Raw genomic sequence first — 17,540 nt, forward strand, 5'->3', positions numbered from 1 at the left:
ATAGAGTTTAGTTATTAGAGTTTAGTTATTAGAGTTTAGTTATTAGAGTTTAGTTATTAGAGTTTAGTTATTAGAGTTTAGTTATTAGAGTTTAGTTATTAGAGTTTAGTTATTAGAGTTTAGTTATTAGAGTTTAGTTATTACTATTAAATACTAAGTAATCAGTTTAAACTGTCTATTTTTTAAAAGAACTGAATGCACTAGCTGATTTGTTCTTTTTAATGTCCAGTGTTTAATTACATTTCTTTGTGTTTTGATTTTTATCATCTAACCACTCCACTAACCACTAATCACTAAACACTAACCACTATTCCTCTGCTGTTTTTTTGTTGGTAAAAAATCCACTAAAAATATAACCTAAGAAGGCAAAATACAAGGTACTGTTCAAAGGCTTGGATGTTAAAGGGCAAGTCCCCGTACTACATCCAATTTGTTGCCAATAGAAATACCCTGCAATTCCACCCAATAGGGAACCTAAAAGGGCTAATCGATTATTTTGAATGAACTTCTTCATATTCCGTTTCTTCGGTGTTTTTAGCGTTTGATTTTTTTGAATATGTCGGAACATTACATCCTTGAGCACCACAGCCCCAATTAAATACAGCTTGTATCAAAAGGACGCCAGCTAATAATCCTAAAAAGATTTCTCTGGTTTGGATGGATTCATATAGCGCATAGCCCCCCATAGTCAGGCGAGCTATACGCATTAAATCCCACGGTTGTTTGAGTGCGCTCCACATGGGCTTAGTTATTAGAATAAACCAACATATCTTGTAGGGCACCTCCATTGTATACGTCTTGGTAGCCCATTTGCTTAAGCATGGTCTGGGCTAAGCCTGAGCGATTTCCGCTTCGACAATACACAATGATGGGACCTTCCATACTTTTGAATTTTTCCAATTGATTTGGAATCGTTCCTAAAGGGATATTGATAGCTCCTTCATAATGCCCTTGCATGAACTCTCCAATTTCACGTACGTCAATGATATTGGTCTTGGGGTTTTGTATCAATTCTTGAATATTCATGATTACAATAAGGTTGATGGACAAACATAGTCCGTGATATGAAACTTCTCTGATTCTTTGATGGCTTTAAAGCCTCCATTAACATCCACTAAATTGTGGTATCCACGAGCTCTAAGGGTAGAATTGAAAATCATAGAACGATAGCCCCCTGCGCAGTGCACAAAGTAAGTTTTGTTTTTGTCGATCTTCAACATACTTTCATTGATGAAGTCCAAAGGTGCATTTTCCGCTTCTTTGACATGCTCGCTCAAATATTCTGAGTTCTTGCGGACGTCTAAAATCTCACCCTCACCAGCTGCAAAACGTTTTGCCACTTCTTCTGCTGTGATGGATTCAATGCTATCCACTTCTTTTCCTGCTGCTTTCCAAGCCTCAAATCCACCCTTCAAATAGCCAATGGTAAAATCATATCCCACACGGGCTAAACGGGTAATAACCTCTTCTTCACGTCCTTCATCCGTAATCAACAAGATTTCTTGCTTGATGTCTGGAATCATGGCACCTACCCAAGGAGCAAAGGAACCATCGATTCCGATGTTGATGGCATTTGGTACAAATCCTTTAGTAAATGTCTGAGGATCACGTGTATCTAAAATTAAAGCGCCTGTCTCATTGGCTGCTGCTTCAAAAGCCTCAGGAGATAAAGCATGTTGACCTCTTTCCAATACCTTATCTATACTGTCATATCCTTGGATATTCATCAATACATTCAAAGGGAAATAGGATGGAGGAGCCACTAAACCGGTTAAAACTTCTTTTTTGAATTGTTCTTTGGTCAATTCAGGATTCAAAGCATAGTTTGTCTTCTTTTGGTTACCCAAAGTATCCGTGGTTTCCTTACTCATGTTTTTTCCACATGCTGAACCCGCGCCATGCGCTGGGTAAACGATGATATCATCGGCTAATGGCATGATTTTATTTCGTAAAGAATCGAATAAATGACCCGCTAAAATATCTTCTGTTAAATCTGCCTTTACTTTTTGTGCTAGATCTGGCCGACCTACATCACCAATGAATAAAGTATCACCCGAGAACAAACTAGTTTCTTTGCCATGCTCATCAATCAATAAAAAGCAAGTACTTTCCATGGTATGTCCTGGTGTATGTATCACTCGGATAGTAGCATTTCCTAGAGGGAATTCTTGTCCGTCCGTAGCCGAAATACAATCAAAGGCACAGGCAGCATTGGGACCATAAACAATGGGAGCACCTGTTTTAGCAGATAAGTCAATGTGGCCAGAAACAAAATCCGCATGGAAGTGAGTTTCAAAAACGTATTTGATTTTAGCACCATTGCGCTCTGCCTTTTGGATATAAGGTTCAACCTCACGTAAAGGATCAATGATGGCTGCTTCGCCGTTATTTTCAATGTAATAGGCACCTTGTGCTAAACATCCGGTATAAATTTGTTCTACTTTCATTTCTTTAATAGTATGTTGTTTTGCTAATGTTTTCAATTAATTAATGACTTATTTTAAGGGGAAGGCTAATTGTTGAATGAGAATATATACACCCATAATTAACACGAACCATCCAAAGCCTCTTTTTAGTTTATCACTGTCTACTTTCTTACTGAATTTATCTCCAACAAATATGCCTGCTATGGCTAATGCTGTGATGGTTAACAGCAGGTTCCAATTGATTTCTTGATGTCCTAAATCACCGGTGAAACCAATCAGTGATTTCATAGCAATGATAAGTAATGAAGTTCCTACGGCCTGTTTCATGGGTAGTTTGGAGAGAACAACTAAAGCAGGAATAATCAAGAATCCACCACCAGCACCTACTAATCCGGTTAATAAGCCAACTACGCTACCTTCCAAAATAATCACTGGATAATTAAACGTTTGTTCTTTTAGTTCTAGTTCCTCTGTTCCTTCTTTTCCACAATTTTCACATTTGCCACGTATCATGGATATGGAAGCGGCAACCATTAAAATGGCAAAGAGCACCATCATTAAAATGGATTTGGTAATCAATAAATCCCCTATTTGAAATATATCTGTTGGAATTAATGGTACGATGAATTTGCGCGTGGCATAAACCGAAACAATAGAAGGAATACCAAAAATAATAGCCGTCTTTAGATTCACTAAACCTTGTTGGTATTTAGGAAAAGCTCCTACTAAGCTACTTGCTCCTACAATGAATAGGGAATAGGCCGTTGCTAATACAGGATTAATACCGAACAAGTAGACCAAAACTGGTACTGTTAAAATGGATCCACCTCCTCCAATGAGTCCCAACGAGATTCCAATGAGTAATGAGGCAAAGTATCCGATTATTTCCATGACTTATTTTTTCTTTTTTGTTGATACAAATGTCAGGCTATATTTTGGCCTTATTCGTGATTTTTATCACAGCAATGAAAATTATTTACCATTGAATTGGGAGCTTGATTAAGGTATGATAGAAGAAGGTGAAATCAGCATTATATGATTCATTATCAATGGATTATACATGGCTGTTGCCTTATGCTTATTGGTCCACAATTTACAAGGTATAATTTAAAATAACATTGATGTGACTCATGTTCACTTTGTTAATTTCGAATTTGTCAGCCAATTTACTTTCGTCTATTTGATTTTTGAGAACATAAATTAATGAAAGGGTCATTCCTTTCCACTTACCTTGGGGTTCAAAATTTAATTCCAAATTTGTTTGAGCGTAAGAAGGTAAAGCATATTTATTTAAGACAAAATCTTGTGTAGGAGGTAAATAAAAATATCCTCGTGCTAATTGTGTTCTTAGAGGAATTTTCTTCCATTGATAGGCCATTTTGGCTACAAAGGCATGGACATTTCCAAAACCTTCGTTTCTTTCCCTTGGTAAAAAGGTATAAAATGGATCTTTGCCCCATTCTCTTGGCATTAAATATCGTCCTTCGTTGGTGATTTGATTAAAATTGATGGATGTTTTCCATTGTTTATTTTCCCAACCAAATCTTGCCCCCCACGATCTTGACATAGATCCAGCTGTCATATATGTTTTAGATGGATCTGGATTTCCTCCTTGTTCAAGGGCATGTTGTTCTAAATATTGTATCCCACCTACCCATCGGCCTTTTAGATTAGAGGGCCATTGCCCATCTGCTTGTAGCATGTGAGTATTCATTACCCTGTCAACATACATATTCCAAAATTGAAAGTTGATGGTTTTTAGTTGTTTTAAAGTGATTCCTAGCATGGCAATTCCCTTTGATTCTATGTTGCCATAATAATTTGATTTATTTCCATCAGGATTAACCCCTTGTGGGTAAATACCCATGCTCTCTCCGATGCTAAACCATTGTGTCGTACCTCTGGGAGAAATGGCGCCCAGATAGCCCAATTCAATTTTTGTTTTCGATATTTCATTCCAATCTAACCAAATTCCAGAAAGCATCGTTGGCCTTAAACGCCCATCTTGCGCATTTACAAAAGGGCTATTGATGATTTGTCGGCCAATTTTTATATTCGATTTCTGGTAGGTATAATTCAAGTATAACTTTTCCAAACGAGATAGTATGTTGGTAGACAGCGGATTAAGTACATCAAATAGCCCAATTTCGTAGCGATTTAAAATTGGGAATTTAGGGTCTGGGCTTAAAGAACTTGAACCCAAATTGTACATCCATTGGCTACTAATTCCAAAACTAAAATTTTTCCATGCTTTGGTTTCGTACGAAATACCCATATTTAATCCATGTGCAAAGGCGTCATAATTGTCCCCAGAATTGTCTGTATTCATATAAAAATAGCGAACATTGGTGTGTATACTACCAGAGCTCAGTACTTTCCAAATACTTGTGGTATCTGTAGCTTCAGAATAAAATGAGGCATTCATTTTCCATGAAAAACTGAAAAATACGATGATGGTAATGAGGTATTTGTATGGCATATATTTAGTTTATGCCAACAAATTTCGATGTATTAACTCAGTAGGGGCGTGATAATAATCACTTTTAAAATTTGAATTAAAAGTTATATTATTATTAAAATTACATTTCTAATTTCAATATCTCCACCTCATTTTTATGCAATTTAACTAGGCCCTTTTCGGCTAATTTTTTCATGAGACGAGAGATTACTTCTCGTGAAGAGTTAAGCTCCAAGGCGATATCGGTAAAAGATGTTTTGATGAAATTACTTTTTAAGCTCTTTTGATGCTGCTTTAAATACCAAAGAAGCCTTTCATCTAGGTTGCGGAAGGCAATGTGATCGAGCGTATCTAAGAGCTCTTCAAAACGGGAGCGATACGTTTCTAAGACAAATTGGTACCAGGAACGGTATTTTAGGGCCCATTCGTCCATTAATTCAATGGGTATAGCCAAAACCTCCGTGTCTACTAAGGCTTTGGCCATAATCTGACTAGAAAGTTGTCTAGCCGCACAAGTCATAGAAATGGCACATGCCTCCCCTGGGTGTAAATTGTACATAAATACTTCATTTCCCTCATCATCCTCTCTGAAGACTTTAACGACACCATTTAAAACCAATACCGCCGAACGGATTTGTTGGCCCGTTTGCATCAAATAATCCTCTGCTTTAAACTTACGCACCAATCCTACCTGTTGTACTTTCTTGAGTAATTCAGGTTCAAATTGTTGAAATAATTGCTGGGTGGTAGAAGCAGTTGCCATGGTTTATTAGGAAAGCGAGATGATAGCTTGTTGACGATTACTCTCATAGGCAGCGTCTATAATGCGCATACTACGAATTCCATCTTCAACAGAAACGGCCGGCTTTTCGTTCCCAGCTAGGGTTTGATACACATTTTCAAAGAAGGCCATGTAGTCACCTGCTTCAGACGTTATGGTGCGTGGACTTTCTTCTCCATCCACCCAAATTTGGCCAAAATCCTTTTCCGAATCCTGACCCCAATTAGGAGTATTGGGTAAAATTGCTAATTGCAAATCAGCCTCTTGTCTATCCGAACGGGTTTTTAAGAAACTGCCTTGTTTTCCATGCAGTTGGAAGGATGGGACAGGCAGTTTTACGAAATAACCCGCCTTTAAGCGCACTCTTAAATCCGGATAATACAGTAGAATCTCAAAGTAATCATCTACTTGAGTGTTTTTTCTTGTTTTACGTAAATCCGCAAAAACGCGTTCAGGCATGCCAAATAAGGAAATTGCTTGGTCTATGATGTGTGGTCCTAGGTCGGTAACTACACCAACTCCTACTCCTGGGGTTTCTTTATGGGCTTTATAGGAAAGGTTACCATCAAAGCGGTCATAGTGAAATTCTGCTTCCACTAATTCGCCCAAAACACCTGATTCTTTTACTTTTTTTACGGTCAAAAAGTCGGAGTCCCATCGACGATTTTGAAAGACAAATAAATGCTTACCGGCTTTCTCTTTGGCAGCTTTTAACTGAATGGCTTCCTCAGCTGTGCGAGTAAAGCACTTTTCAACTAATACATGTTTCCCTGCTTCCAAACATGCCAAAGTATAATCAAAGTGAGTAGCGATGGGAGTGTTGACCACCACCAATTCAATTTGATCATTGGCCAAAATTTCTTCCAATGAATCATAGCTGGCTACTTCGGGATACCTTACTTGAATGTTTTTTTGAGATCTTTCCCAGCATCCGACTAATTTAAATCCTGGATGAGTAGCTAGGAATGGGGCATGAAAAACACGGCCAGACATTCCGTAAGAAAGTATGGCCGAGTGAAATATGTTCGATTGCATGAGATAGGTTTACGTTAGACTAGGTAAAAATAAGCAATTTATTTTTTACCTGAATCTTGATCTAAAAATTCATATCGGGCATCTTTTTCACCACGAATGACTTTAGACTCAACATCCAACAACATCAATTCTGGCTTAGCTTCGTTTTTTGCAGCTGGCCAGTTAGCTAAATTTGCTCCATTCGGATTCCATGTTTTGATGAAATTGGCAAAATACTCTTGCATGACCTGAGATACTTTATAATCTTCTGGTGTCCAAGCGTAGGTTAAATTAGTGGATAAATTCCCCAAGGCATATTCAATCTCCGCAGAGTGAACGGCTCCTTTGGGTTTGGGGGCTTTTGGTGCATTAGGGTCTCTTTTTACCACTCCACCCGCTAAGGCAGCTTCTACATCTTTTTGAACCATATCGGGTCTAGGACGGGCAAAATAATAGCGATATACGGGTTGTTGGCTATGCTTACGATGTAAATCAAACCATTTCCAAGTTGAATATCCAAGGAAGCGATCACCTGATAAGTCAGTAGCTGACTGTTCTGCTTCCTCAGCTGTTTTGGCCGGGTATAATTGTAAAACTTGATCTGCCTTTTCTTTGTAAAGTTCTTTAACTACTTCAGTGAAAACCTCTGGGCTAGCAGCTTTTCCTTTGGTAATAGCTCGGTAATTCATTTCTTCTGAATTCCAGCCAAGTAACAAAGGAACTTGAGCTTGTTCGCCGGCCTCAAATATTTCACGAACCGTTTTTGGCATAAAATACCCATCAATATTACCTGGGAAGCTTAAGGTCTTAGAATCAACCATTTTTTGATATAATTCATAAGTTGACATGGCTCTCAATTCTTTTAGCGAATTAGCGCCAATTTTTTTTGCCCAATCGGCACCAAATTTTTCGGAATCTTTTAAACTCATAGGGGCTAAGGTATTACTTAACCATCCTCCACTTTCACCGATGGCTCCTTGGAATAAGCCCTTTGAAAGGGGAGAAGCCATCTGAGCAGAAACGGCAATGGAACCTGCTGACTCTCCTGCAATGGTCACGTGGTTAGGGTCTCCACCGAATTGAGCGATATTAGCTTTCACCCATTTTAAAGCAGCTACCATATCCATGTGGCCATAGTTTCCTGATGCTTTATTGGGAGATTCTTGGGTCAATTCAGGATGAGAAAAGAAACCGAATAGGTTTAAACGGTAATTAATTGTTACCGAAACTATTCCTTTTTTTGCCATGGATTCTCCGTCATAACGTGGTTCAGAACCATCTCCTGCCATAAAACCTCCTCCATAGAAATAAACTAATACGGGTAATTTTGCTCCTGATTCAGGTTTTGGAGTCCATACATTTAGGTATAAACAATCTTCACTCATGCCATTACTTCGGAAACCCATGTCACCAAAAATGGGTGTTTGTACCGCTTTTGGACCAAATTGCTTAGCTTGCAAAACACCGTTCCAAGATTTGGGTTCTTGAGGAGCCTTCCAGCGTAAATCTCCTACGGGAGCTTGAGCAAAAGGAATACCTTTAAAACTTACAATTTTTGATCGAGTATCAAGTTCGCCTTCGACGATTCCGTTTTTGGTTTTAACTTGTACATCGATACTATAAGAGTTCTTGGGGCCTTGTGCATTCATAGTCAACAGGGATAGGCTGAAAAGGCAGCCTGCAGCTAGTTGTAAGATTCTTTTCATGTGATTAATTTCTTTATTGTATCAGTTTGTTACAATAGTAGTTCTCGATTACTAGAATTACAAATTTGGCTATAAATTTTATTATTTGAAGATAAAATAGAATAAATATGCTCAAGATTATTCAAGAAGATTGGGTGGAAAGTCACCGAAAAAATAGAGCCACGGATGGACATAAAAAAACCTTTGGTCATGTATGGGTTTTTGCTGGCAGCGAAGGCAAATTAGGCGCTTCTATTTTATGTTCTCGGGCTGCCTTGCGTGCTGGTTGTGGATTGGTAACGGCCATTATTCCTTCTGAAGGAATAATTCCGCTATTGTCGGCAAGTCCAGAAATCATGTATGAAGTCAACGAGGGTACACGGGTCTTTAAAAAACTGTCCATAGAGGCCAGTGGCTCTGCCATTGTTTTTGGGCCGGGCATTGGTGTAAGTGATGAGTCTGCTGAGCTACTACATTATTTATTGGAGCATGTTCAGGTTCCTTTGGTGATTGATGCAGATGGATTGACCATACTAGCTCAGCATCCGTCATGGTATGCCTTACTTCGGGAAAACCATATCTTAACGCCTCATTTGGGAGAGCTAAGTCGGATTTTAGGAAAAACAGTAGATGCGGATAGCGCTTTGGATGAAGCTGAAAAGTTTGTCAAGCATTATCCCGTTCAATTAGTCGTAAAGGGTAAAAACTCCCATATTTTCACTTCAGATGGAAATAAATTTATGAACAGTACGGGGAATGATGGCATGGCCACAGCTGGCAGTGGGGATGTATTATCAGGAATTATCGCATCCTTAGCGGCTCAGTCTTATCCTTGCTGGCTCGCTGCAAGCTTGGGTGTTTATTACCATGGGTTAGCAGGAGATCTCTATGCCAGCTCGTATTCGAAATCAAGTTTAGTCGCTGGAGATTTGGTGGAAATGCTCAAGCAAATTAACATGTAAAAATTTGTCGGTGGTATAAAACAAAAAACCCTGAATTTCAGGGCTTTTTGTAATGTATAAGTAGATTTGGGGTATATTATCCAACTAAAATGTTTTTCGCATAAGCGACACATTTTTTAACTTCTGAAACTGGGTCAGAACCTGCAGGGATATCATATTCTAATTCGATCGTAGCAGGGAATTTGTATTTCTTTTCCTTCATCAAAGTAAGAATCTCTTTTAAAGGAGTATTTCCTAGGCCCCAAACTTGATTTTGACCACCATTTTCTTTGTTCTTTCTGTCCTTGATGTGCATCGACGTAATGCGATCCGATTTTGATTCAATCAATTTCAATAAGCTTGCTGTCGTGTTATTGCCACCCGCTGCGATGTAGTGACCGCAATCCAAGTTCATGGAATTGTATGGCGACTGTGCTAAAGCTACGTCCCAAGCTGTATCAGTAGCCGTGGTGTGTAGGTGGTATCCAATGTACATTTTGTGCTTAGCACCCAAATCACCTAAGCGTTGTGATTGAGCTGGGTCAGTTGGTAATTCAATTGTCACCGACTTAGCGCCTAAGGCTTTAGCTGCTTTTAGTGCATATTCAACCTCCGCATCGGTATTATTTGGTCCTAGTGCGTTAGGTTTGAAGGCATAAATGCTAATACCTGCTTTGTCAAACATTTGTTTTACTTCTTTGAACTTATCCATGGATACAGAAGCTCTCCATTCTGCTACTTCTTTTTGGTAAGCAGCCATTTTAGCTCTTTGCTCATCCGTCATTTGTGGACGAGGTTGGCCAGGAGCTGGTGGGCCCATCATCGGTCTAGGATTTGGGTTTTTAGGCTTTCCTGCAAAATCTTCAGCAGCATCACCCATCAATTCAATAGCAGAAATATTACTGTCGATGCAATATTGCAATATTTGCTCTATGCTTCCTGGTAAACTACGGTATGAATAAGTGATAGCTCCGATCTGTACCCCAGCAAATTTTGAATCTGGTTTCGCAGCTAATAAAAGAGAAGAAGCATTGGCTTTTCCCGCCAAAAATAGGCCCATGGTAGCCAAGGATCCCGAAAGTAAAAATTGACGACGAGATGAGTTTTTTGGTAAATGAGTTGACATAGATATATGATTTAAATAAAATGTATGCTAAATGGGCAATAAATTGCTTTTGTACAATGTTAGAAAAAGTTTTCAATATTCTTATACGGCATACCCAAATTTGCGACGAGTAGCGGATTATGTGGGTTAAAGTTTTACATTACCACCTACTTTGATGGTATTTAGCCGATCAAAGGAGTTTTTCACCTCCATGGTAAATTGTCCATTTTCATATTGACAATTCCATACCCAATGATGCGGGCTTTCAAAAAAGCGTAAGGTGATTTCCAAAGAATTTTGACCTGTCCATCGATACGAGGAAGCTACCTTAAAAGGAGATTGTCCTTCCAGATTAGCCTTGGCGGCTCTTAATAAATAGGGGCCAGGCATTTCAGTACTACTCATCGCCCAGGTTGCATGTCCTACTGGAATTAGGTGCTTTTGTTGTTTGTTATCGATTAATTGAAGATTCAATTTTTCTCCTATCCACTCAAAGCCTATTTGCTCTAGGTTTAGCGCATTTTTCCCAAGTTGAATGCTTGGATTTTTCCATGAAGGGACTTGGATGGATTTGTCTTGGGCAGGCGCAGCTAATTGTAATTGCTTAAGTTTAGCTTGTAAATGCTTATGGGCTGAAGGATTGGCGGCTAACTTATTTTTCTCAAAGGCAGGTAAAAGATGTTTCCAAACCATGTTCAGGTCATCTTGTAAATCATGTGATTCTGAGGTGATGACCACAACAGCATCTTGCTCTGGCATCATGACAATGTATTGCCCATAGGCTCCATCGGCTCTAAATGCGCCATTTCTACAACGCCAAAACTGATAGCCATAGCCTTGCAACCAATCGGAATTGGCTTTTTTCTCTGCACTGGCACTGGGATCTTGTTCGATGTGTTTAGACGTAGCCTCATCTACCCAAGCAGCTGGTAAGATTTGTTTGCCATTCCATTGTCCATGTTGGAGGTATAATTGACCTAATTTGGCCATATCCTCTGTTTTTACGCGGATTCCCCAGCCTCCTGTGTTGATTCCTTTAGGGTCAACTTCCCAGTCTACCCCTTGAATTCCCAAGGGTTTAAAGAGACGCGGTCCAAGATAATCTACCACTTTTTGTCCGGTAACTTTTTGTATGATGGCCGATAGCATGTAGGTTGCTAGGGTATTGTATAAGAATTTTGTGCCGGGCTTATAGCTAATATTGGCTGAAAGAAAACCTTTTACCCAATCAGTTTGGGTAGCTACAACCCCACGTAGAGGCTCAACTTCGTGACCAACCGACATGGTCAATAGGTTTTGTATGGTCAAATCCTGTATGAATGGTTTATTGGCTAGTTCTTGATATTCAGGAAAATAGCTCATGACTTTATCGCTAACTTGGATTTTTTTCTCTGCCACGGCAAATCCGATGGCAGTGGATGTCCAGCTTTTCGATACAGAATACATGCTATGTTTTAAATTAGCTGCATAGGGTTTCCACCAAGCTTCTGCAATGACTTTTCCATGACGCAGTACCATGACAGAATGGAGTTCATGTTTTTTGGCATCAAATGAATCCACAAATTGCTCAATGGCAGCTGAGGAAACACCCTCGGCTTCAGGTGTGCTTCTTACTAAGTTTTGGGCTAGTAGGGAGGAGCTGAGGCATAAAATCCATGCCAGGGAAAAGAGAATTGATATTTTTTTCATAGTCTACTGTTGATATGCTAGTTTTTTGCAATTCTATTGTCTAAAGATTTCTAAAAATAATGAAATTATCAGTAATTTAGACTTTCGTGTCTGGAGGAGAAGGTTAGCGGAGATTAGGCATGCTTATCAACCTATGAAAACAACTATGTTACAAAATGAAGTAAGCGAAGGCTTTGATGAAAAGAAATTGCGCAAAGTTATTGCGGCATCTTCGGTAGGCACCTTGATTGAGTGGTATGATTTTTATATTTTCGGAAGCTTATCGGTCATTATTGCTACCAAGTTTTTCCCTTCAGATAACCCTACAGCCGCTTTTTTATCTACCTTAGCTACTTTCGCTGCTGGTTTTGTGGTGCGCCCTTTTGGAGCTCTTTTCTTTGGTCGTTTAGGGGATTTGTTGGGAAGGAAATATACCTTTTTGGTTACTTTATTAATCATGGGTTTTTCCACGTTTGCCATAGGTTTAATTCCATCCTATTCGAGTATTGGTTTTCTAGCACCCATTTTGGTTTTAACCTTACGCTTGTTGCAAGGACTGGCCTTAGGGGGTGAATATGGAGGAGCAGCAACTTATGTCGCAGAACATGCTGAACCTAATAAAAGGGGCCTACGAACAGCTTGGATTCAAACTACGGCTTCATTGGGTTTATTTATTTCTTTGTTGGTTATTTTAGCTACTAAGAAGTCGATGAGTCTTGAAGCCTTTAACGATTGGGGCTGGCGAATTCCTTTTTTGATTTCCATCGTCATGGTAGGAATATCTTATTTCATCCGTAAAAATATGGATGAGTCTCCTTTGTTTGCTCAGGCAAAAGAAGAAGGAAAGATTGTGGCGAATCCATTGAAGGAATCCTTTGGGAAGAAATTGAATTTTAAGTTTGTGCTCTTGGCGCTGTTTGGAGCTACCATGGGGCAGGGTGTTGTTTGGTATACCGGACAATTTTATGCCCTTTCATTTCTTCAAAAGGTGGCTAATATTGAATTTGAACAAAGTAATTATATCATTGCCATTTCTTTGGCAGCGGGTACTGGATTCTTTATCTTTTTTGGGTGGTTATCGGATAAAATTGGTCGTAAAGGAATTATGTTAGCCGGTATGTTGCTGGCTATATGTACCTATCGCCCGATATATCAGGCTATGTATGAACTAGCTGATGTTAATTTAAAGACAGAAAAACCTAATTCTCGACAAGTAAGGGCGGATTACCACATGATTGATGCTTCGGTGAATTTATCCAAAGTAACAAGAACGATTTATTCTTATACGGATGGTACTCAATTATTGGAGGAAAAAACAGAGAAAGTTTCACATATTCCATCTGTTCAAAGGGAAAAAGCAGTGTTGAAAAAAACGGTACATGTGGGGCAACATGCTTTTTGGATGTTGATTTTATTGGTATTTATACAAGTCATTTATGTGACGATGGTGTATGGACCCATTGCGGCCTTTTTAGTTGAAATGTTTCCTACGGCTATTCGTTATACATCCATGTCTTTACCTTACCATATTGGTAATGGTATTTTTGGAGGTTTACTTCCTGCAGTAGCGACTTACCTGGCCGCAAAAGCTAACTCAGCCAATGAAGTAGCCATGGCTGCTGGACAGGCAATTCCTTATGATAAACCTTATTTAGAGGGTTTATGGTATCCCATCATCATAGGTGGGGTCTGTTTTGTGATTGGATTATTATACATTAACGGTAAAGATCGGGAGATCAACGATTAGGATGAATAACATTAGACGCATTGCTGGAGCTATTTGGATTATTTTGGGTTTGGCAGCAGCCTATTTTTTGATTGTTGAACAAGCCATCCCTTTGTTTGCCAAAGGAGATATGGAAAGTTTGGTGCCTGCGATTATTTACACCTTTATTTTGTCGCCCATCATTACAGGAGGAATGTGTGTATTTGGCCTGTATGCCTTACAGAAAGAATATGACTTATAGAGTATTAGATTAAAAACAAAATCCGCATGAAATTTACGATAGAAAACTTTGAAGATTACGAGAAAGCGTACCAATACAGCGTAGAGAACCCAGAAGGCTTTTGGGGAGATTTGGCTGAAAATTTTGTTTGGAAGAAAAAATGGGATAAAGTTCTGGATTGGAACTTCAAAGACCCTAAGATAGCCTGGTACCAAGGAGCCACCTTGAATATCACGGAAAATTGCCTTGATCGTCATTTAGCAGACAAAGCCAATCAAGCGGCCATTGTTTGGGAATCCAATGACCCTCATGAGGAAAATCGTACCTATACCTATCAAGAATTATATACGGAGGTTTGCACATTTGCTAATGTGTTGAAGCAGAATGGAGCAAAGAAAGGGGATAGGATTTGTCTTTACATGCCTATGGTACCTGAATTAGCCATTGCGGTATTGGCTTGTGCTCGTATTGGCGCTATACATTCGGTAGTTTTTGGTGGTTTTTCTGCTCAGTCCATTGCCGACAGAATTCAAGATGCTCAATGTTCCATGGTTGTGACAGCAGATGGTTCACATCGTGGAAATAAAGAAATATTTTTAAAGCATATCATGGATGAGGCTATCATTACTTGTCCATGTGTCAAAAAAGTGATTGTGCTTGAGCGGTCTAAGTCGGCAGTTAGCATGATCAAAGGCCGAGATCTTTTCTGGAGCGCAGAAATGGATCGTATGAGAAGCCTTGGTCTGACTGAATGTCCGGCAGAAGAAATGAATGCCGAGGATCCTTTATTTATTTTATATACTTCAGGTTCAACAGGTAAGCCTAAAGGTGTGGTTCATACCTGTGGAGGTTATATGGTCTTTACGGCTTATACTTTTCAAAACATATTTCAATACCAAGCTGGTGAAATGTATTTCTGTACAGCAGATATTGGCTGGATTACGGGTCACTCTTACATAGTTTATGGGCCTTTAATTCAAGGAGCCACTAGTTTGATATTTGAGGGAATTCCTACCTTCCCGGATGCGGGGCGTTTTTGGGATATTGTAGACAAACATCAGGTTAATATATTATATACTGCGCCTACAGCGATTCGTTCCTTGATGCAATTTGGCTTAGATTATGTCAAAGACAAGGATTTAAGCAGTTTAAGGGTATTGGGTTCCGTAGGAGAACCTATTAATGAGGAGGCCTGGAATTGGTATAATGAACATATTGGTAAAGGGAAATGTCCGATTGTTGACACATGGTGGCAAACCGAAACAGGTGGTATTTTAATATCACCTTTAGCAGGAATCACGAAAACCAAACCTTGTTTTGCCACTCTTCCATTACCTGGGGTTCAACCCATGTTGGTGGATGAAAAAGGAGAGGAGATCACTGGAAATGGTGTTTCTGGTAATTTATGTATCAAGTTTCCATGGCCAGGTATTTTAAGAACGACCTATGGCGATCACGAGCGTTGTCGAACTAATTATTTCGCAACCTATGAAAACTTATATTTTACCGGTGATGGCTGTATGCGGGATGAGGATGGTTATTATCGTATTACGGGTAGGGTAGATGATGTGATGAACATTTCAGGGCACCGAATTGGAACAGCAGAGGTAGAGAATGCCATCAATATGTTCACGGATGTAATTGAATCGGCCGTCGTTGGTTATCCGCATGATATAAAAGGACAAGGTATCTATGCATACGTGATTATGGCTTCCACGCCTAAAGACCCTGTGATGGCACGAAAAGACATAGCTGCCACGGTTAGTCAGATTATTGGAGCTATCGCCAGACCAGATAAAATTCAATTTGTAACAGGTTTACCTAAGACTCGTTCTGGTAAAATTATGCGCCGAATTTTACGAAAAATAGCCGAGGGTGATATCAATAATTTGGGGGATACCTCCACTTTGTTAGATCCATCGGTTGTGGATAAAATCAAGGAAGAGCGATTGTAATATGGCAAAAAAATTGGCCGATATCCAACACTTGAGTGCTTCTTATGGGAGTACTCAGGTGTTGGATGATATTAGCTTTCAAGTACTTGAGGGGCAAAATTGGGCCGTTGTAGGTTCCATGGGTTCTGGAAAAACTAGCTTAGCAAAAGCCTTGACGGGGCGTTTGTTTAGGAAAGGTCAAGTTAGCTTTTTCCAAGATGAGGAAACCACTTCTAAGGTTTATTGGATAGAACAGCAGCATCGATTTAAGAATCGAAGTAATGTAAGTGATTTTTATTTGCAGCAACGTTTTAATTCACAAGATTCTGAAGATGCCTACACGATATTGGAGGAATTAGCGGAGGAGGATTCAGTAGCCATTCAATCTTGGCTAGAGGTATTTCATTTAAAGGCCCTGGAAAATAAACCATTGATTCAATTGTCTAATGGTGAAAATAAGCGATTACAGCTAGTTAAAGCCTTATTAAAGCAACCGGATTGGTTGATTCTTGATAATCCATTTTTAGGATTAGATGTAGAGGGTAGAGCTATTTTAAGTCAATGCTTGGCCAAATTACATGCTTTAGGTATTCAATTCATACTTATTAGTTCTGCGGTAGTTTTACCGGAAAGTATTACTCATGTGATGGTATTGGAGGCTGGAAAAGCGGTTTGGCAAGGAGATAAAACGACCTATGAACAAAAGAAGTCACACTTTATTACGGAAAGAGATCCCGGTTGGAAAGAGAAATTAAAGGATTTGATAGCCACTAAGGAGCGCTTTCCTCATTTTGAATGGGCCATTCAGATGAAAGATGTGCAGGTTAAATATGGGGAAAAAGTGGTTTTGTCTGGGTTCAATTGGGAGGTAAAGCAGGGCGAAAAATGGTTGATTTATGGTCCTAATGGCGCAGGTAAATCTACTATGCTCAGTCTGATTTCGGCGGATAATCCCCAAGCCTATGCGCAAAATTTGGTTTTGTTTGATCGAAAGCGTGGTAGTGGAGAAAGTATTTGGGATATTAAAAAACGCATGGGCTATGTAAGTCCCGAATTACATTTATATTTTAGAGCTCCTGGTACCGTTAGAGAAGTCATTTCGTCGGGTTTGTTTGATATCATGGGTTTAGGCAAAAGAATGAGTGTAGATCAAAGTGGACGAGTTCAGACCTGGATGGAAATTATGGGTTTATCGCATCTTTCTGAGAGGAATTTTCAACAAATTTCCACGGGCGAACAGCGAATGGTGTTATTAACTCGGGCTTTGGTGAAAAATCCACCTTTATTAATTTTAGATGAGCCCTGCCAGGGCCTAGATGAAGATCAAATACAGCATGTTAAATCCTTGTTAGACTTCATGTCGGAAACAGATGATTTTACCTTACTCTACGTTTCGCACTATGAAAGCGATGTACCTAGTTGTGTCACACAAAGAAAGAGTATGACCTGTTGATTATCAGGTTGTTGGGGATTTATTTGGCTTTTTTCCCTTAGATTTGTCAACTTTGGGAAAGTTGACAAATCTCTATGGAGTAGTGTGTGTGTGGAGGGGCGGATTTAGTATTATTAGAAATTTGTCTAA

The 17,540-nt window shown here is 39.3% G+C and carries 16 protein-coding genes; 5 read left to right on the forward strand and 11 right to left on the reverse strand.

Translation table 11 applies throughout. The annotated features are described in order from the left end of the window. Window positions 1-307: 307 nt before the first annotated feature. The 9 genes from ACST15_RS11645 to ACST15_RS11685 all read right to left on the reverse strand — a co-directional run bounded on the left by ACST15_RS11645 (window position 308) and on the right by ACST15_RS11685 (window position 8,385). A complete protein-coding gene (locus tag ACST15_RS11645; RefSeq protein WP_459454830.1) occupies window positions 308-514 on the reverse strand; it encodes a DUF6132 family protein in 207 nt (68 codons plus the stop codon). Continuing rightward, the gene (locus ACST15_RS11650) at window positions 492-740 is read right to left on the reverse strand and encodes a hypothetical protein (RefSeq protein ID WP_459454831.1); all 249 of its coding nucleotides are present in this window, start codon (window positions 738-740) and stop codon (window positions 492-494) included. Before ACST15_RS11650 ends, ACST15_RS11645 begins: the two co-directional genes overlap by 23 nt. Window positions 741-744: 4 nt before the next feature. Beyond that, the gene (locus ACST15_RS11655) at window positions 745-1,026 is read right to left on the reverse strand and encodes a rhodanese-like domain-containing protein (RefSeq protein ID WP_459454832.1); all 282 of its coding nucleotides are present in this window, start codon (window positions 1,024-1,026) and stop codon (window positions 745-747) included. Between the two features lie 2 nt (window positions 1,027-1,028). Next, window positions 1,029-2,447 carry an MBL fold metallo-hydrolase gene (locus ACST15_RS11660; RefSeq protein ID WP_459454833.1) on the reverse strand — a complete coding sequence of 473 codons (1,419 nt, stop codon included), beginning with the start codon at window positions 2,445-2,447 and terminating at the stop codon, window positions 1,029-1,031. Window positions 2,448-2,495: 48 nt separating this feature from the next. Continuing rightward, window positions 2,496-3,317, reverse strand: coding sequence for a sulfite exporter TauE/SafE family protein (locus tag ACST15_RS11665; protein WP_459454834.1), 822 nt, complete (start codon window positions 3,315-3,317; stop codon window positions 2,496-2,498). 202 nt (window positions 3,318-3,519) lie between these two features. Beyond that, window positions 3,520-4,905 (reverse strand): OprD family outer membrane porin, encoded by a 1,386-nt coding sequence (locus ACST15_RS11670; RefSeq protein WP_459454835.1) that lies wholly within the window; start codon window positions 4,903-4,905, stop codon window positions 3,520-3,522. A 100-nt stretch (window positions 4,906-5,005) separates the two neighbouring features. Then, window positions 5,006-5,647, reverse strand: coding sequence for a Crp/Fnr family transcriptional regulator (locus ACST15_RS11675; RefSeq protein ID WP_459454836.1), 642 nt, complete (start codon window positions 5,645-5,647; stop codon window positions 5,006-5,008). A gap of 6 nt (window positions 5,648-5,653) precedes the next feature. After that, window positions 5,654-6,700: a Gfo/Idh/MocA family oxidoreductase gene (locus ACST15_RS11680; RefSeq protein ID WP_459454837.1), complete on the reverse strand. Its 1,047-nt coding sequence runs from the start codon at window positions 6,698-6,700 to the stop codon at window positions 5,654-5,656. Between the two features lie 38 nt (window positions 6,701-6,738). Continuing rightward, the gene (locus ACST15_RS11685) at window positions 6,739-8,385 is read right to left on the reverse strand and encodes a carboxylesterase/lipase family protein (protein WP_459454838.1); all 1,647 of its coding nucleotides are present in this window, start codon (window positions 8,383-8,385) and stop codon (window positions 6,739-6,741) included. Between the two features lie 107 nt (window positions 8,386-8,492). Between ACST15_RS11685 and ACST15_RS11690 the strand changes: the two genes are divergently transcribed. Next, window positions 8,493-9,326: an NAD(P)H-hydrate dehydratase gene (locus tag ACST15_RS11690; protein WP_459454839.1), complete on the forward strand. Its 834-nt coding sequence runs from the start codon at window positions 8,493-8,495 to the stop codon at window positions 9,324-9,326. A gap of 76 nt (window positions 9,327-9,402) precedes the next feature. Here the strand turns inward: ACST15_RS11690 and ACST15_RS11695 are convergent, their stop codons facing one another. Together ACST15_RS11695 and ACST15_RS11700 are read right to left on the reverse strand one after the other, a co-directional pair. Continuing rightward, a complete protein-coding gene (locus ACST15_RS11695; protein ID WP_459454840.1) occupies window positions 9,403-10,431 on the reverse strand; it encodes a sugar phosphate isomerase/epimerase family protein in 1,029 nt (342 codons plus the stop codon). A gap of 126 nt (window positions 10,432-10,557) precedes the next feature. Next, window positions 10,558-12,099, reverse strand: a complete 1,542-nt coding sequence (locus ACST15_RS11700) for a serine hydrolase domain-containing protein (RefSeq protein ID WP_459454841.1) — start codon at window positions 12,097-12,099, stop codon at window positions 10,558-10,560. Between the two features lie 133 nt (window positions 12,100-12,232). Here ACST15_RS11700 and ACST15_RS11705 point away from each other — a divergent pair, with 133 nt between their 5' ends. From ACST15_RS11705 to ACST15_RS11720, 4 genes are read left to right on the forward strand one after another with little or no spacing between them, the layout of a single operon-like run. Next, entirely contained in the window at window positions 12,233-13,825 is a 1,593-nt protein-coding gene (locus ACST15_RS11705; protein ID WP_459454842.1) for an MFS transporter, read from the forward strand. Between the two features lies 1 nt (window position 13,826). Continuing rightward, window positions 13,827-14,045, forward strand: a complete 219-nt coding sequence (locus tag ACST15_RS11710; protein WP_459454843.1) for a DUF6814 family protein — start codon at window positions 13,827-13,829, stop codon at window positions 14,043-14,045. 26 nt (window positions 14,046-14,071) lie between these two features. Beyond that, on the forward strand, window positions 14,072-15,979 hold the full coding sequence (acs, locus tag ACST15_RS11715) for an acetate--CoA ligase (protein ID WP_459454844.1): 1,908 nt from the start codon (window positions 14,072-14,074) through the stop codon (window positions 15,977-15,979). Between the two features lies 1 nt (window position 15,980). Continuing rightward, window positions 15,981-17,411, forward strand: a complete 1,431-nt coding sequence (locus tag ACST15_RS11720) for an ATP-binding cassette domain-containing protein (protein WP_459454845.1) — start codon at window positions 15,981-15,983, stop codon at window positions 17,409-17,411. Window positions 17,412-17,540 lie beyond the last annotated feature (129 nt).

The sequence above is a fragment of the Aquirufa sp. Wall-65K1 genome (genome assembly GCF_054558475.1).

What these genes read in the sequence shown, in the direction of transcription:
- ACST15_RS11705 (WP_459454842.1), top strand. Translation starts at nt 12,233, where the DNA reads ATGAAAACAACTATGTTACAAAATGAAGTAAGCGAAGGCTTTGATGAA.
- ACST15_RS11695 (WP_459454840.1), bottom strand. Translation starts at nt 10,431, where the DNA reads ATGTCAACTCATTTACCAAAAAACTCATCTCGTCGTCAATTTTTACTT.
- ACST15_RS11675 (WP_459454836.1), bottom strand. Translation starts at nt 5,647, where the DNA reads ATGGCAACTGCTTCTACCACCCAGCAATTATTTCAACAATTTGAACCT.
- ACST15_RS11680 (WP_459454837.1), bottom strand. Translation starts at nt 6,700, where the DNA reads ATGCAATCGAACATATTTCACTCGGCCATACTTTCTTACGGAATGTCT.
- ACST15_RS11710 (WP_459454843.1), top strand. Translation starts at nt 13,827, where the DNA reads ATGAATAACATTAGACGCATTGCTGGAGCTATTTGGATTATTTTGGGT.
- ACST15_RS11700 (WP_459454841.1), bottom strand. Translation starts at nt 12,099, where the DNA reads ATGAAAAAAATATCAATTCTCTTTTCCCTGGCATGGATTTTATGCCTC.
- ACST15_RS11665 (WP_459454834.1), bottom strand. Translation starts at nt 3,317, where the DNA reads ATGGAAATAATCGGATACTTTGCCTCATTACTCATTGGAATCTCGTTG.
- ACST15_RS11645 (WP_459454830.1), bottom strand. Translation starts at nt 514, where the DNA reads ATGAAGAAGTTCATTCAAAATAATCGATTAGCCCTTTTAGGTTCCCTA.
- ACST15_RS11650 (WP_459454831.1), bottom strand. Translation starts at nt 740, where the DNA reads ATGTGGAGCGCACTCAAACAACCGTGGGATTTAATGCGTATAGCTCGC.
- ACST15_RS11660 (WP_459454833.1), bottom strand. Translation starts at nt 2,447, where the DNA reads ATGAAAGTAGAACAAATTTATACCGGATGTTTAGCACAAGGTGCCTAT.
- ACST15_RS11670 (WP_459454835.1), bottom strand. Translation starts at nt 4,905, where the DNA reads ATGCCATACAAATACCTCATTACCATCATCGTATTTTTCAGTTTTTCA.
- ACST15_RS11690 (WP_459454839.1), top strand. Translation starts at nt 8,493, where the DNA reads ATGCTCAAGATTATTCAAGAAGATTGGGTGGAAAGTCACCGAAAAAAT.
- acs (WP_459454844.1), top strand. Translation starts at nt 14,072, where the DNA reads ATGAAATTTACGATAGAAAACTTTGAAGATTACGAGAAAGCGTACCAA.
- ACST15_RS11720 (WP_459454845.1), top strand. Translation starts at nt 15,981, where the DNA reads ATGGCAAAAAAATTGGCCGATATCCAACACTTGAGTGCTTCTTATGGG.
- ACST15_RS11655 (WP_459454832.1), bottom strand. Translation starts at nt 1,026, where the DNA reads ATGAATATTCAAGAATTGATACAAAACCCCAAGACCAATATCATTGAC.
- ACST15_RS11685 (WP_459454838.1), bottom strand. Translation starts at nt 8,385, where the DNA reads ATGAAAAGAATCTTACAACTAGCTGCAGGCTGCCTTTTCAGCCTATCC.